The organism is Ruminococcus sp. 5_1_39BFAA, assembly GCF_964240875.1.
Classification (GTDB): domain Bacteria; phylum Bacillota; class Clostridia; order Lachnospirales; family Lachnospiraceae; genus Blautia_A.
In genome coordinates, this window is sequence record NZ_CAXSVO010000013.1 from 1 (window position 1) to 15,093 (window position 15,093).

Annotated in this window: 14 protein-coding genes and 1 pseudogene; 8 read left to right on the top strand and 7 right to left on the bottom strand. The window is 43.5% G+C overall.

What is annotated here, in order from left to right; genetic code table 11:
• Nucleotides 1-190 (top strand): hypothetical protein (locus ACESZH_RS13980; protein ID WP_373217181.1); only part of this gene is annotated, 190 nt, incomplete at its 5' end.
• Between the two features lie 48 nt (nt 191-238).
• Here the strand turns inward: ACESZH_RS13980 and ACESZH_RS13985 are convergent.
• The 3 genes and pseudogenes from ACESZH_RS13985 to vanR form a co-directional block, all read right to left on the bottom strand.
• Nucleotides 239-781: pseudogene (locus ACESZH_RS13985) on the bottom strand (M15 family metallopeptidase); the annotation flags it as partial.
• 374 nt (nt 782-1,155) lie between these two features.
• The gene (locus tag ACESZH_RS13990; RefSeq protein ID WP_373217339.1) at nt 1,156-2,289 is read right to left on the bottom strand and encodes a sensor histidine kinase; all 1,134 of its coding nucleotides are present in this window, start codon (nt 2,287-2,289) and stop codon (nt 1,156-1,158) included.
• Nucleotides 2,273-2,992, bottom strand: coding sequence for a VanR-ABDEGLN family response regulator transcription factor (gene vanR, locus ACESZH_RS13995; protein WP_373217183.1), 720 nt, complete (start codon nt 2,990-2,992; stop codon nt 2,273-2,275). Before vanR ends, ACESZH_RS13990 begins: the two co-directional genes overlap by 17 nt.
• 347 nt (nt 2,993-3,339) lie before the next feature.
• On the opposite strand from vanR, the gene ACESZH_RS14000 reads away from it, so the two are divergent.
• From ACESZH_RS14000 to mobQ, 6 genes are all read left to right on the top strand, one after another.
• Nucleotides 3,340-3,498 carry a hypothetical protein gene (locus tag ACESZH_RS14000; RefSeq protein ID WP_373217185.1) on the top strand — a complete coding sequence of 53 codons (159 nt, stop codon included), beginning with the start codon at nt 3,340-3,342 and terminating at the stop codon, nt 3,496-3,498.
• On the top strand, nt 3,461-3,844 hold the full coding sequence (locus tag ACESZH_RS14005; RefSeq protein WP_373217187.1) for an adenylate cyclase: 384 nt from the start codon (nt 3,461-3,463) through the stop codon (nt 3,842-3,844). Before ACESZH_RS14000 ends, ACESZH_RS14005 begins: the two co-directional genes overlap by 38 nt.
• A gap of 24 nt (nt 3,845-3,868) precedes the next feature.
• The gene (locus ACESZH_RS14010) at nt 3,869-4,585 is read left to right on the top strand and encodes a replication initiator protein A (RefSeq protein ID WP_373217189.1); all 717 of its coding nucleotides are present in this window, start codon (nt 3,869-3,871) and stop codon (nt 4,583-4,585) included.
• On the top strand, nt 4,582-5,439 hold the full coding sequence (locus ACESZH_RS14015; RefSeq protein WP_373217190.1) for an ATP-binding protein: 858 nt from the start codon (nt 4,582-4,584) through the stop codon (nt 5,437-5,439). The genes ACESZH_RS14010 and ACESZH_RS14015 overlap by 4 nt, the downstream gene beginning before the upstream one ends.
• A 170-nt stretch (nt 5,440-5,609) precedes the next feature.
• Nucleotides 5,610-5,831 (top strand): DUF3847 domain-containing protein, encoded by a 222-nt coding sequence (locus tag ACESZH_RS14020; RefSeq protein ID WP_373217192.1) that lies wholly within the window; start codon nt 5,610-5,612, stop codon nt 5,829-5,831.
• 425 nt (nt 5,832-6,256) lie between these two features.
• Nucleotides 6,257-7,960 carry a MobQ family relaxase gene (gene mobQ / locus ACESZH_RS14025; protein ID WP_373217194.1) on the top strand — a complete coding sequence of 568 codons (1,704 nt, stop codon included), beginning with the start codon at nt 6,257-6,259 and terminating at the stop codon, nt 7,958-7,960.
• Nucleotides 7,961-8,021: 61 nt separating this feature from the next.
• Here mobQ and ACESZH_RS14030 read toward each other — a convergent pair whose 3' ends face one another.
• From ACESZH_RS14030 to ACESZH_RS14045, 4 genes are read right to left on the bottom strand one after another with little or no spacing between them, the layout of a single operon-like run.
• On the bottom strand, nt 8,022-8,393 hold the full coding sequence (locus ACESZH_RS14030) for a TnpV protein (protein WP_373217196.1): 372 nt from the start codon (nt 8,391-8,393) through the stop codon (nt 8,022-8,024).
• A 35-nt stretch (nt 8,394-8,428) separates the two neighbouring features.
• Complete coding sequence (gene rlmD, locus ACESZH_RS14035; RefSeq protein WP_373217198.1) at nt 8,429-10,066, bottom strand: 23S rRNA (uracil(1939)-C(5))-methyltransferase RlmD; 1,638 nt, start codon at nt 10,064-10,066, stop codon at nt 8,429-8,431.
• A 5-nt stretch (nt 10,067-10,071) separates the two neighbouring features.
• Nucleotides 10,072-11,019 (bottom strand): 3'-5' exoribonuclease YhaM family protein, encoded by a 948-nt coding sequence (locus tag ACESZH_RS14040; protein ID WP_373217200.1) that lies wholly within the window; start codon nt 11,017-11,019, stop codon nt 10,072-10,074.
• Between the two features lie 15 nt (nt 11,020-11,034).
• Nucleotides 11,035-12,399 (bottom strand): S1C family serine protease, encoded by a 1,365-nt coding sequence (locus ACESZH_RS14045; protein ID WP_373217202.1) that lies wholly within the window; start codon nt 12,397-12,399, stop codon nt 11,035-11,037.
• A gap of 281 nt (nt 12,400-12,680) precedes the next feature.
• Between ACESZH_RS14045 and ACESZH_RS14050 the strand changes: the two genes are divergently transcribed.
• Nucleotides 12,681-15,062, top strand: coding sequence for an endonuclease MutS2 (locus ACESZH_RS14050; RefSeq protein ID WP_373219918.1), 2,382 nt, complete (start codon nt 12,681-12,683; stop codon nt 15,060-15,062).
• The last annotated feature ends 31 nt before the right edge of the window (nt 15,063-15,093 follow it).

Here is a 15,093-nt window from a genome sequence, read left to right on the forward strand (position 1 = left end):
GATAAGAATTGTCATATCTGAATTCTTACCAAAAAAGAGTTATTTTTTACCAGAAACACAAACTATTTTACACTACCGCTCTGGCAAAAAGTATCCTTCTCACCAAGCACTAAACAAGACCATCATATTTTTAATAAATAATAGTTGCAGCAGAAGATACGAGAATTTTCCCGTACCTTCTGCTGATTAATCAAATAACTCTATCCATTCATTAGCCTTATTTATTACAAAATCTCCTTTATTGTTTCATCCGCTTTTCTTCCAAATATTCTTCCAGACAGATGCCTCTCTCGTGGATTTCCGTAGCAGCCTCTACTCCTACGTAGCGATAATGCCACACCTCTTCTGTTACTCCTGTGATATCCGTCTTATCTCCAGGATATCGGAAGATGAACCCATACTTATAGCAGTTTTCTTGAAGCCAAAAATACAGATCATATGTAGCTCCGTTAATATCCACCGCTAATCCTATTTGATGTTCACTATATCCCGGTTTTGCCACCCATTTTTTTGCCAATTCTTCCGCCTCGCTTTTAGAATTCCCTTCTCTGCGAAATTCTGCTATTTTGTCATCCACTATTTTCTTTTGTTTTTCTTGGGTGCGGTATCCTGACACTACCATTGGAAGTTGATCCAAGTTTGCTTTCTTTGCATCCTCCAACATTTCCATTAAAGGCTCGTAAATTCGCTCATCTACTTTCTCACCGCCTGACACCTCTACCAATTTCGGTTCATAATTATCTGGAATTGCATTTTCATTATTTACTAGCACTAAATTCCAATCCATGCTATTCATGGTACTTTCATCAATAGCCTGACTTTCAGTCTCTTGTACACTTTGTATATGGTTTGAAGTCACTTCCATCTTCGTTCTCGTTCCTGTAAACAAAATGATTGTAGCCACACAAACTACGATTAATAACATCATGATTACTACCAATTTCCATGGGAAAATTCTTCGTTGTTGTCGTCTTATATTCTGTTTTCTTTTAGAATCTGTTTTCATATTTTCATTCATTCAATTATCCTCCTTTTTGTGTTAGGGAAAATAAAAACGCCCCTGTTAGTATTTATTCTACTGAACAGAGACGCCTCAGACTTTAATATGAAGTTGTTTAATTACTAAGAAAATCCTAAGATAAAACGGATAAAGAATTAATTTGCCAACGGCAAGGAAACAGAAAAGGTAACTATATGGTTTTTACTGGATACACGAATCTGTCCGCCATGTAGTATTACAATTTCTTTTGCAATTGCTAATCCAAGACCTGTACCACCCGTATCTGAGGATCTTGATTTATCTGCTCGATAAAATTTATCAAACAGAGAATGGATTGCCTCATCTGAAATGTTTTCTCCCCTGTTCTGAAATCTAATGATAACTTCTTGCTCTGTTTTTTCTGCAGAAATTAAAATTTCAGAATTAGGGTCACTGTATGATGCCGCGTTTTTCAGAATATTATTAAATACCCTTGCTAGTTTTTCTGGATCTGCATTCACAGTCAAATTCTCATCAAGTTGTAATGAAACCGTATTTCCGCGAGCATCTAAGACTGGAAACAATTCATCTGATAACTGAATCAACATATAATAAAGATCTATAGTTTCCTTAGACAATTTAATTTTTTGGGACTTATATTTCGTAATCTCAAAAAATTCATTGATCATTGTTTCTAATCGATAAGCCTTTTCCAATGCTATATGAACACGCTTTTTTCTCGGCTCAACAGGCATATTCGGCTCTTCATCCAACAAATTTAGATAACCTATGATAGAGGTAAGCGGTGTTCGAATATCATGGGCTAAGTACATCACCAACTCATCTTTTCGCTGTTCTGCTAGAGAAGCTTCCCTTTTTCGTTTTTCTAATGTTCTCTTGACTGAGTTTAGCTTTCTCTCAAATGGCTGCATTTCCGGTGACAATATAATTTTATTCTCATCATCCGTTAATAAAGATTCAATTCCTTGATTGATTTCTCTAAAGTAACCCGTTACCCATCGGAAAATCCTCACCATCAATATAATTACGATCACAAGAACTGAAATTGTGAAAAAGATTTCTTTATTTCCCCTAAAATAAACATGATAATAGAGAAATGCATCTTCATGATTGATTTGAAATACATTCTCTAAAAGCCATACAATCCAATCTCCTACACGTTGTTTCCAAATAAGAAGATACAAACCTACAACAATGGCAATGGATGTAGCAACATTAATCCATACTCTTCGAATTAATTTTTCTTGAAAAGCAAAGTATTCATCTTTTTGATCATTTTTCAATTTTATATCCTACCCCCCATATTGTTTTAATAAATCTAGGATGATCAAGACTATCCCCTAACTTTTCTCGTAAATGCCGAACATGAACTGTAATTGTATTATTTGCTTTACTATAATACTCATCCTTCCATATTTGATGAAATAACTCTTCTGAGCTCACGATATTTCCAGCATTTTCAATCAAAATACGTAAGATAGAAAATTCTGTAGGAGTTAATACTACTGGTTGTTCTCCTAAAAAGCATGTATGTGCCTTTATATTCATAGTCAACAATCCACAAGCTAACTGATCATCTGACTCACCATTAGAGGTTTCAACGTTTCCCACATGAACCGGATTGTATTTTTGACACCGACGAAGTTGCGATTTTACACGAGCAATCATTTCGAGTGGACGAAATGGTTTCGTAATATAATCATCCGCCCCAAGCGTAAGACCTGTAATTTTATCAATCTCTGCATCCTTAGCAGTTAACATAATAATCGGATATGTATGATGTTCTCTAATTTTTTTACATAATGTAAATCCATCTATGTCTGGAAGCATAATATCTAAGATTGCAAGATCGATAGATGTTTCTTCCATACATTTTAAAGCATCTTGACCATTGTAAAATTTATATACGATATAATTTTCGTTCTTCAAATACACTTCGATTAAATCAGCAATTTCCATTTCATCATCAACGACTAATATTTTATTTGACATAAAATTACACTCCTTTAAAATAATATCCATCTACTGAGTATTATATGGTGGCAGAGTCACCCAATCTTATATGATAGAGCCATATACTCCATTATGGTATATGCAACATCTGTTTTTTCATAATAAAGCATTTTTCCATATTATAGCATTTCATTTTAATACACTCAATAAAAATAGTTATATAACTAAATTGAAAAACATTTTCATTATCCCCTATTTTTCAATTCCAACTCAATTTCCGCTCAATGTCTTTTTCCTCCAATTTTCGTATGCTTATCTCACAGCAATGCAGTACCACATCGGTACAGCCTGCTGAATCAATCAATACGAAAATGGAGGTATTTTTTATGCGAGAACTCAGAAACACAAAAATCATTGCTGTAGATCACGGCTACGGCAATATCTGTGCCACTGCCAAAGGTTATGAATCTCTTGGCTTATATGAGCCTGAAAAGGAGGAGATAAACCATGCAGAACCATATCCGCAACACGAACCTGCGATTTAATCTCGACAAAGATCAGCAACGGAAAGCCTGGGAATATTTACAGACGATGGATAGACAAAATTTTAAATCTTACAGTCAGGTAATCTCCCTTGCACTGGTAGATTATTTTGACCGCTACTACCGTACACAGGCTGATCCCTATCTGGAAACACGAGAACGGGAAGAACTTTTTGTGAAACAGATTGTAGACGCAGTAGAACACAGCCTGAAACAGTCATTGCCGCTTTTTCTTTCCGGACTGACTACAGGCATGATACAAAGGGAGCCCCAAATCAGGGCGTCCTTTCCAGCACCTGAAAATGCACAGCCAGATAGTGATGTAGACTGGGATTTTCTTGGAGAATAAGCCATTGTGATTGGAGGTGAACACATGACAGACTTTCTCACAGCAGACACAAACCTTCCATCTTATATGATGTTTCCCCGTTTTCTTCTGGACATGGAAATAAACGAAACTGCCAAAATGCTTTACATGATCCTGCTCGACCGTGCAAGGCTTTCCCAGAAAAACGAGGGCTGGTCAGATACAGATGGTCATGTGTTCCTCTACTTTACGATTGAAGCACTGGCAGAAGTTCTTCACAAAAGCCAGATGACGGTTAAAACTGCCCTAGCAGTACTGGAAAAGCAGGAGCTTATCTTCCGAAAACGGCAGGGACCCGGACAACCCAATCGGATTTATGTAAAAATCCCGAAAGAAACCATCCGGTATACAGACAGCTTTCTTTCCCTAAGACAGACAGAAAACTGTCCTATTGACAGACAGGATTCTTTCCCTGATACAGACAGAAAACTGTCCGGTAATAAGAAAGAGATAAAAAAGAACAATTTAACAATGAGAGAGAGTAAAGAGCCACGCTCACCCTATGGAAAATTTCAAAATGTTTTTCTGTCAGAGAAGGAGCTGGAAGATATCCGGCAGACAATCCCTGACTGGAAGGATTATATTGAACGCTTATCCGGTTATATGGCTTCTACCGGAAAGCAATATCAGAACCATGCAGCTACCATCATCAGTTGGGCAAGACAGGATCATCCTGCTTCCCAGCACCGAATTTACGAAAGTGAGGAATACGAAACATTATGACAAAATTTACAGAAAAACCAACAGCTATCACACCAGACAGAGAACTTCAGTCTGATGAATATTTTAACGAAACAGACCACCTGATCTACTGTTCCAAATGCAATACGCCAAGGCAATGCAGGCATGAATTACAGGGAAAGGTTCTTATTCCTTCCATCCGCTGCAAGTGCCAGCAGGAAATTTTCGAACAGGAGGAAACCCAAAGAAAACTCCATGAAAGACAAATGGAAATTGAGCATCTCAAAACCAGTGGCTTACAGGACAAAGCACTCTATGACTACACTTTTGCCAACGATAACGGCATCAATCCAGAAATGAAACTGGCTCACAATTATGTAAGTAGCTGGGAAGAGATGAAAGCAAACGCTTCCGGACTTCTCATCTGGGGCGATGTCGGTACTGGAAAATCTTTTTTTGCAGGCTGCATTGCCAATGCCCTTCTGGCAAAAGGCGTCCCTGTACTAATGACCAACTTTTCCCGGATTCTGAATACCCTTACCGGAATGCATTTTGAAGACAGGAACCAGTTCATCCACAGCATAAACCGCTACAGTCTTCTGATCATTGATGACCTCGGAATTGAGCGAAACTCTGACTTTGCACTGGAACAGGTTTTCAATGTGATTGACAGCCGTTACCGCAGTAAAAAGCCCCTAATCATAACAACCAATCTCACTTTATCAGAGCTGAATAATGCTACTGATATTGCACACAAACGAATTTATGATCGGATTCTGGAGAGATGTGTTCCCATCCGTATCAATAACCAAAATATCCGTCAGGACAATGCAACAGCTAATTTAAAAAAAGCGAAAAAAATCCTGTTAGATAATCACACTTCAAACCAGAGTTGAAACAAAGCAGTATCGCACAATAACTATTTTTCACTGACAGTCGTACTACTTTCTTTTCTTATTTATCACCAGAGACATGCTGCTGTCAGTTATCTAAAACTATAGTACCAAACCATAAGATTTTAAAACCAATACTGCCCGGATACGGGCATAAAAAGGAGGTGCCAGATATGGCAGATAAAAGAATCATGACACCAGAAGAAAAAGCACTGTTACAGGCAAAACACCGTCAGGAAGAAGCCGAAGCAAGAAACCGAAAAAAAGAACGTGATGCCAGAACACACCGATTAGTCCAGGAAGGAGCAATTCTTGAAAGTATTGTTCCCCATATTAAAGAAATGGATTTAGATTCCCTAAAACGGGAGCTGATGATCCGGCTAGGGGGAATGTAAACGCACAAGTTCTACTCCCAAAGGGCGCACTTACTCACCACCTCGTCGTCGCAAAGTCCGCTTACCTTCGTTTCCGCTATTAGCGAAAACTACGGACACTCCCTTGCTCCTCCTCTCCCCACAAAGCAGGCTTTGCGGGGGCCCCTTAGGCGGTAGTATCCTTCCCGTTGGTCAGGCACGTGCGCTCTGCCGAGGGCTATCCGCTGTTGCAGGCAACACCGGCTATGCAGCCATTAACAATCGGATACACACCGATTGTATGTGCTTCGGACTTTTCCGAAACACTTCAGCAAAGAAACCTTTTACCGGATATGGCTGCCTGAAAAAACCTGCCCCCGGCAGCTTTTATTCAGTTTTGGATAAAACAAAAGATTACCCAAAATACCATTTATAAATTACACTTCACAGAAAGGAGGCACATGCCTATGGCAATTTTCCACATGGAGGCCAAGGTCATCAGCCGTGGAACAGGACGCTCTGCGGTTGCGGCTTCCGCCTATATGAGCTGCAGCCGGATGTACAATGATTATGACGGAATCCAGCATGACTATACCCGGAAACATGGTCTGGTCTATCAGGAGGTGATGCTTCCGCCGATGGCTCCAGCTGAATGGAAAGACAGGGAACAGCTTTGGAATGCCGTGGAAGATGCAGAGAAAACAAAAGACAGCCGGCTGGCAAGAGAATTCGTTGTTGCTCTCCCTATAGAACTGGATAACAGCAACAATATCTCTCTACTTCAGAATTTTATTCAAAAGAACTTTGTAGATATGGGAATGTGTGCTGATTTTGCCATTCACGATACCGATGGACACAATCCCCATGCACACATTCTCCTGACTGTCCGGCCTCTGAATGAAGACGGTACATGGCAGTACAAAACAGAAAAAGAATACCTCTGCATAAAGAACGGAGAAGAAAAAGGATTTACTGCTTCTGAATTTAGAGAAGCACAAAAAGAAGGCTGGGAAAAGCAATACCGCTATAAGGCAGGAAAAAAGAAAATCTATCTGGCTCCATCCGCAGCACAGGAAAAAGGCTATGAACGTGTTGACAAGCATCCCAAAAGTACTCGATATGGCAGGCAAAATCCTATTTCCGGGCAATGGAACAGTGATAAACAGCTCTGCCTCTGGAGAGCAAACTGGGCAGATACCGTCAATCGAGAGTTGGAATGCCGTCAGATTGATACACGGATTGACCATCGCAGTTTATCCGATCAGGGCATTACTGAACAGCCGACAATCCACGAAGGCTATATTGCAAGAGATATGGAAAAGAAAGGTTTGATATCTGACAGATGCGAACTGAATCGGCAGATTCGTTCAGATAACAGTCTGCTTAGAGAATTGAAAAAGCAGGTCGCAAAGCTGACAAAATCAATTAAAGAGAGTATCCCTGCAATCGCAGAAGTACTGGAAAATATCCGTGGTACCATGATCATCTTCCAATACCAGATGCTCCATAACGAAATGCAGACTGCTTCCGCTAAAGATTGGATAAAAATGACAAAACCCGTAATAGAAAAATACAAAGCCACCAAACTGGAAATCCACAAAAAGCAGGAAGAACGGAAAATATTGAAAACGAAGAAGCAAAAACTTAGCATCTTAAATCCTTTACAGCATTATCAGCTGAATCAGCAGATTACCACATTAACCGAGGATATCGAAGAACTCAAGTCAAAAGAGAATTTCCTTATGGGAGAAATCTACTGCCATAATGACACAGATATGAAAAATGCAGAATCCGCTCTAAAACAACAGTCTGCCTTTCTGGAAAAACTGGCTGCACAACGCCAGTCACTGAATGAACAACTTGGAAAAAACCTCAAAAAATTCATAAACCTGAAATTTTCTGTAGCCTCCGAAAAATCCGAAGAATTGCTAGATGCCAGAGTTTCTTTCCGTGACATTGTCCGTGATCGAATTGTTTCCAGACTGTGTGACGTTTTTGGAAAGAAATTTGAGTACGACAGACTGAACGATGCCTCTGATTACATTGATGGCTGTATACGGGAAGATCCCTATGTTTTCCGGGAACGTGCCCGGCAGAAAGCCTGGGAGCAGGATCGAAGGCATCATCAATCTCGTAAACCACAAAAGAAAAATCGAGATTTTGAACTTTAAAAATGTAAAATACCAAAGCTGAACAAGCCAGTAAATATCTGTACCTGTTCAGCTTCTTTTGTTATCTGTAAATCAATTCTTCCAACACCATCTCTTCCGCAGCATTCCGGATATTATTTATCACACCAAACCATGCCATTTGGTCATGAGCCTTCAACTCTTCGGTAATTCCCTGTTTTTCCATCATCTGTAGCAACAAAACTTCCATCCTCTCCTTTGCTTCATCATCCACTGCATTCAAATGTGCAGTCAGCCTGTCTTCCAACATATACAGCGAATACATTGCCGGACGATGCTCTTTCAGATATGTTCTTCGTAGCATTCCATATTTCCCATAATGCGGTTCTTCATCTGTACTGACGAGATTTGGATAATAAATTCCGTCTGATCCCAATGTGTAGGTTCCACCCATCTTTTCAAATGTGCTTTTCATGTGCTATTCCTCCTTGAAATCGGCGATGTCTTATCTTAGATCATCGCAAAATATTTCAGGGCAGCCTTGATAGCATCTTCTTTCCCTTTCGGACACTGTGGCACTTTTGAATTCTCTGTCTTTGGCAGATTGTAGTTCTCTCCTACTTCAATTCCACATTTCCTTTTGATTTGAGAAATATATAAACTTGAAACCTTCAAGCCAAATTCTTTCAGCACATAATCCTTGATTTCCTGATAAGTCGCTTTCAACTCAGCACTGGTAGCATCCAGTTCATCTAAGTCCAAATCGATCTCTATCGTGTCATTTGGTTTTTGTTGGGACAAAAGAACGACAGTCTCCACATGCACCGTATTCCCAAACTGATCCACCGGACAAACCCTCTCCAGCTCATACCCCCGATCACAAAGATACCGAAGATCCCGCGCCAACGTCGCACTGTCGCAGCTAACATAAACCACCCGCTTCGGCTGCATCTCCACAATCGTGGCCAGCAGCACTTCATCGCAGCCCTTGCGCGGCGGGTCCACCACGATCACGTCCGCATAAACGCCGGTCTTTTGATATTCTCTCGGCAGAACCTCCTCCGCCTTTCCCACAAAAAACTCCACATTTTCAATTCCATTGATACGCGCATTTTCTTTTGCATTTTCAATGGCCGCAGGTATGATTTCCACTCCCCGGACAAACTTCGCCCTTTGCGCCAGGAACAGCGATATGGTACCAATGCCGCAGTACAGATCCCACACCGTCTCCTCGCCATGCAGGTCTGCATACTCCAGAGCCTTTGCATATAATTTTCCCGTCTGCAAAGGATTCACCTGAAAGAAAGACAACGGTGAGATCTGATAAGAAATATCCCCAATCCTGTCCGTAATATAGGGCTGCCCCCACAAGAGCCGCACTTCCTCACCCAAGATCACATTATTCCTCTTTTTATTTACATTCACCATAATGCTGGTCATTCCCGGGATTTCCCTGAGCGCTTCTACCAGCTCTCTCTCCTCTGGCAGCCTGTTCCCATTAAGAATCAAACAGACCATCACTTCCCCGGTAAAAAATCCGTAACGTATCAGCACATGGCGCACCAGTCCCCTACCGACAGCTTCATCATATGGCTCAATCCCATACTTTTCCATATGTCCGATAACCCGGTCCAGAACCTCTTTATTCTCCGGCACTCCCAGCGCACAGTCCCTGTTTTCTATAATGGAATGGGTTCTTCCCGCATAAAATCCGGTAATGATCCGTCCATCTTTTCCGCGGCCTACGGGAAACTGTGCCTTATTCCGGTAGCGGTACGGCTTCTCCATCCCAATGATCGGCTCCATAGGCAGATCCGTAAAGCCGCCGATCCGTTCCAGATGACCGCGCACCTTCTTTTCTTTGAATTCAAGCTGCTTTTCATAGGAAAGCGCCTGAAGCTGACAGCCGCCGCACTGTCTGGCAAAGGCGCATTCTGGCTCCACTCTGAAGGGAGAAGGCTCAATAATCTCCATCAGCCGCCCGTATCCATAGTTTTTCTTCGCCTTTATAATTTTTGCCAGAACCTTGTCTCCAATAATTGCGTCCTTCACAAAAACGGTGAAGCCATCAGCCTTTCCGATACCTTCACCGTCTGTTCCGCAATCTTCAATCTCTAACGTAACCAAATCATTTTTACGATATTCCATAAAGATTACATGTCTCCTGTCCTTCTTAAGTTGGATTCAAAAATCCTGTTAAAGCCCAACCATTCCTTTTTGCCCTTGTCTGCCGCAAAAATTTCCGTAAGGGTTTCCATCCTGGCATCTGTATTGTCCGCCAGATTCAGTGCCACAGCTTCAGCCAGCGCAGGTTTCTTTGGAGAGCCATACTCCAGCTCACCGTGATGTGCCAGGATACAATGCACCAGTTGATTCTCCAAATCCTGGGGGAAATCCGGAATTTCCTTTGCCAGATCATGAATCATCTGCGCTCCGATCACAATATGTCCCAGAAGCTGTCCTGCATCTGTATAATCATTTAATGGAAAAGGAGAAAGCTCTTTTGTCTTTCCCACGTCGTGAAGCAGGGCCGCCGTGATCAGCAGATCCCTTTTCAGCAGCGGATAAGCGCCAGCCATGTAGTCACACAGACGTGTTACACTTAAGGTATGTTCCATCAGTCCTCCGATAAAGCCATGGTGCACGGTTTTTGCTGCCGAATGCTCCTCAAAGGATTTCAAAAATTCCTTATCCTCCACAAACAGCTTCTTAAGCAGACCTGAAAGATGTGGATTCTTTACACTATTGATCATTGCCAAAAGCTGACGGTACATATCATCCGTGCTGTTTTCGCTTACGGGCAGATAATCCGCCGGGTTGTATTCATCCTCTGCTGCCTTACGCACCCGCTTGATATTTAACTGCATGGCTCCCGCAAAGCTGGTCACATCCCCCATGATCTCAATATAATCCAGGGCGTCAAAATCATCAATCCCCAATGAATTTGGGTCCCATATTTTGCCGTCCATCATTCCGGTCTTGTCCTGAAGGATAATGCTCTCATAAGGCTTTCCGTTTTTTGTCACTGCAGCCTGTTTCTGTTTGCAAAGGTAAATACCGCTTACCCTGTCTCCCTCATGTAGCTCATTTAAAAAACGCATTTCTCTTTTTCCTTCCTATCTCTCTTCTATCTTTACTTCAAATTCCATATCCGCAAAGCCATCCTCCCCATTTTGGCGGGCAACGGTAAGCTTTACTTTCGCTCCGGCATTTTGCTGCTGGAGACTGGTGGTATAGGACTGCATATTTTTCACTGTTTTTCCGGCAACGGCTGTGATGATGTCACCGTTCTGAATGCCGGCCTCCATAGCCGGAGAATCATTGTCAACATAATTCACATAGATTCCCTGAGGGATTCCCAGGCCTTTTGCCTGCTCCTCCGTAATACTCACGCCCTGAATTCCTACATACTTCACGGCACCTCCGTTAGACATTAATTCAAGGAGAGGCCTGAGCTGTGTTACAGAAAGAGCGCGGACAATATTTGTCTCCCCCTCTCCCAGCTTTGTGATCACACCGATCACCGCTCCGTCCATATCCAAAAGAACACCGCTTCCGTGCGGGCTTCCCTGCATATCCGTTGTCATCAGATTAAACTCCGCATCTGCCACGGAAAGCTTTCTTGAAACAGCGATCACAACACCATAAAGAACACTGTCCTTATCCCCGGTGGGACTTCCGATCGCAATTACCGGCTTTGCCTGCTGCAGGCTGTAGGAATTCCCCAGCTTGGCAATGGAAATAGACTCTCTGGTTTCTTTGCTCACACTTTCTAACGGTACCCGGACCACAGCCAGCCCCAATCTGCTGTCTGCCTTACACAAAATGCCGCGGGCAGTATTGTAATCAGAAAAGGTAACCTGCAGATTATCTGCATCCTCAATCTCTTCGCCCTCCGTAAGAATATATAAATCAGAATCACTCTCCCAAAAGATAATTCCCTCGGTATCCCCATAACTTAATATGGAATCGTCCAGGAGATCCAGATGGTCAGATACAGCCGAGACCGTTACCAGAGCTTTCCGCGGCTCCTTAGAAACCTCCAGTGCCTGTTTGTAAATTTCCTCATATTCTTCCAGGGGCTTCCCGGAAGCAGGAACTGTACCGGAGGTGTCCTCCTTTTCCTCCTTTGAAGAATCAGATTCTGTGTACGGTTCTTTCTCTGCTGACGCCTCTTTGTCTGCGGCTTCCGGCTCATGTGTTCCGGACGTACTTTCTCCGGAAACATCAGACTCTCCCGGCGCCGGTGTGATCAGCCTTATATCTTCTTTTCCCGCCTCTCTGTCCCCAAAGTGCAGCGTAAGAACTGAACTCCCGTAAAAAGCTACTGCCGCACTGATGCCAAACAACAGACCTCCTCCGATGATTGCCAACACTTTACAGAAAATCCGCCGTGTATCCAGCGGCTTTTTCTTGATCGTCTCCTTCATGAACTGATAATCTTCTCCCGTATCCGGCCCTTTGTCCCTGTCCTTTCCCATAATGTACTGCTCTCCTGTGTATTACCTGTAAACCTTTAGAAACTCCTGTCGCAGCCTGTATATCAGCCCGGAATTGTTATGAATGTCCAGACCTATGATGAGCAGGGCCGTGTGAGCCGCAACAATTTGTGTGTATTGTAGCAAAAACTTATGAACTTTTTATGAATAAACTTTCACTTTTTCCTTTTCAATACGGATTCTATCATGTACAATAGAAGCTGTACAAACAAGTTTTTTTAGTACGCTCCGGCCAGATCCCGGAGTATTTGTCAGGAGATATTATGAATCAGAAAGCACTGAACTCGTTAGAATATTATAAAATCATTGAACAGCTTGTGGAAAAAGCCTCCTCCCCCATGGGAAAGGAGTTGTGCAGAAATCTGCTGCCATCCACAGATATTTATGAAATCCGCCACATGCAGACACAGACCAAGGATGCCCTTACCCGCCTGTTCCAGAAGGGAAATATCTCATTCGGCAGCGTTAAGGATATCCGCGGTTCCCTGAAACGTCTGGAAATCGGAAGCTCTCTTGGCATTTCCGAGCTTCTTTCCGTTGCAGGACTTCTGGAAAACACCAACCGGGTCAAGGCATATTCCCGCAATGAGCGCGGCGACTCCCTTCCCGATTCCCTGGACGGCATGTTTTCCAGCCTGGAGCCTCTGACTCCACTGTCGTCAGAGATCCGCCGCTGCATTCTCTCTCAGGATGAGATCAGCGATGACGCCAGCAGCGGCCTGATGCGTGTACGCCGCGGCATGAAGATTGCCAACGATAGGATACACACACAGCTTGCCTCCCTGGTAAACGGAAGCGCCCGCAATTATCTTCAGGACTCTGTGATCACCATGCGCAACGGGCGTTACTGTATCCCCGTAAAAACAGAATATAAAGGCCAGGTTCCTGGCATGATCCACGACCAGTCCTCCACAGGCTCAACACTTTTCATTGAGCCTATGGCGATCGTAAAGCTAAATAACGATATCCGTGAGCTGGAGCTTCAGGAGCAAAAGGAAATCGAGGCCATTCTCGCGGATTTAAGCCAGAAAACAGCTGAGAACCTGGAAGCCATCCGAACAGACCTTGAGATCATGGTACAGCTTGATTTCATTTTTGCCCGCGCCTCCCTTGCCTTGGACATGAACGGCAGCGAGCCTATATTGAATGAAGAGGGACGGATCCGGCTGAAACAGGCCCGCCATCCCCTTATTCCGAAAAAGAAAGCCGTACCCATCGATGTACGGCTTGGAGATGACTTTGACCTTTTAGTCGTGACAGGTCCCAATACCGGAGGTAAGACCGTTTCCCTCAAAACAGTGGGACTTCTCACCCTTATGGGGCAGTCAGGCCTTCATATTCCTGCCTTTGACCGCTCTGAGCTTTCTATCTTCCACGAGGTATACGCAGATATCGGAGATGAACAGAGTATCGAGCAGTCCTTAAGTACCTTCTCCTCACACATGACAAATGTGGTGTCCTTTTTAAAGGACGCTGACCGCAATTCCCTGGTACTTTTCGATGAGCTTGGCGCCGGAACTGACCCTACCGAAGGTGCGGCGCTGGCTATTTCCATCCTGTCCTATCTCCATGAACAGGGCATCCGCACCATGGCTACCACCCATTACAGTGAGCTGAAGGTTTACGCTCTTTCCACTCCTGGCGTGGAAAACGCCTGCTGCGAATTCAACGTAGAAACCTTGCGTCCCACCTACCGTCTGCTGATCGGAGTTCCTGGAAAAAGCAATGCCTTTGCCATCTCCTCCAAGCTAGGCCTTCCTGATTTTATCATCGAAAAGGCAAAAGAGCAGATCAGCGAGCAGGATGAATCCTTTGAGGATGTTCTTACCTCTCTGGAAAACAGCCGCGTTACCATTGAAAATGAACGTCTGGAAATCGAACGCTATAAAAGTGAGATCGAAGCACTTAAAAACCGTCTGGAATCAAAGCAGGAAAAGCTGGATGAACGGAAGGAACGCATTATCCGTCAGGCAAACGAAGAAGCGCACCGCATTCTGGCAGAGACAAAAGAATATGCTGACCAGACTATGAAACTGTTCCACAAATTCCAAAAGGACCATGTAGACACGGCCGCCGTGGAAAAAGAACGCCAGGCGCTCCGCGCCCGCATGAACCAGACCGAAAAGAGCATGTCCATGAATACGGCTGCCAAAAAGCCCAAAAAAGAACTGACTGCAAAGGACCTTTCTCTTGGAGACACTGTCAAGGTTCTAAGCATGAACCTGAAGGGTACCGTAAGCAGCCACCCGGATTCCAAGGGCTTCCTCTTTGTGCAGATGGGAATCATCCGCTCCAAGGTCCACATTTCCGATCTGGAGCTGATTGACGAACCTGTCATCAATACACCCGGTCTTTCACGCACCGGAGCAGGAAAAATCCGCATGTCAAAATCCTCCAGTGTTTCCACGGAGATCAACCTCCTCGGAAAAACCGTGGATGAGGCGATCGCAGAGCTTGACAAATATCTGGATGACGCTTATATTGCCCATTTGAAGAGTGTACGCATTGTACACGGCAAGGGCACCGGTGCGCTCCGAAAGGGTGTGCATAATTATCTGAAACGCCAGAAGCATGTGGATTCTTTCCGACTGGGAGAATTCGGCGAAGGCGATGCAGGTGTAACCATTGTGGAATTCAAAAAATAAACAGCAGGCGCCGCTGACCGGCGCAGGAGGT

Coding starts and splice junctions, on each gene's coding strand:
- ACESZH_RS14010 (WP_373217189.1), top strand. CDS start 3,869: ATGACAGACTTTCTCACAGCAGACACAAACCTTCCATCTTATATGATG.
- ACESZH_RS14000 (WP_373217185.1), top strand. CDS start 3,340: ATGCGAGAACTCAGAAACACAAAAATCATTGCTGTAGATCACGGCTAC.
- ACESZH_RS14015 (WP_373217190.1), top strand. CDS start 4,582: ATGACAAAATTTACAGAAAAACCAACAGCTATCACACCAGACAGAGAA.
- ACESZH_RS14050 (WP_373219918.1), top strand. CDS start 12,681: ATGAATCAGAAAGCACTGAACTCGTTAGAATATTATAAAATCATTGAA.
- ACESZH_RS14020 (WP_373217192.1), top strand. CDS start 5,610: ATGGCAGATAAAAGAATCATGACACCAGAAGAAAAAGCACTGTTACAG.
- ACESZH_RS14030 (WP_373217196.1), bottom strand. CDS start 8,393: ATGAAAAGCACATTTGAAAAGATGGGTGGAACCTACACATTGGGATCA.
- mobQ (WP_373217194.1), top strand. CDS start 6,257: ATGGCAATTTTCCACATGGAGGCCAAGGTCATCAGCCGTGGAACAGGA.
- vanR (WP_373217183.1), bottom strand. CDS start 2,992: ATGTCAAATAAAATATTAGTCGTTGATGATGAAATGGAAATTGCTGAT.
- ACESZH_RS14045 (WP_373217202.1), bottom strand. CDS start 12,399: ATGGGAAAGGACAGGGACAAAGGGCCGGATACGGGAGAAGATTATCAG.
- ACESZH_RS14040 (WP_373217200.1), bottom strand. CDS start 11,019: ATGCGTTTTTTAAATGAGCTACATGAGGGAGACAGGGTAAGCGGTATT.
- rlmD (WP_373217198.1), bottom strand. CDS start 10,066: ATGGAATATCGTAAAAATGATTTGGTTACGTTAGAGATTGAAGATTGC.
- ACESZH_RS14005 (WP_373217187.1), top strand. CDS start 3,461: ATGCAGAACCATATCCGCAACACGAACCTGCGATTTAATCTCGACAAA.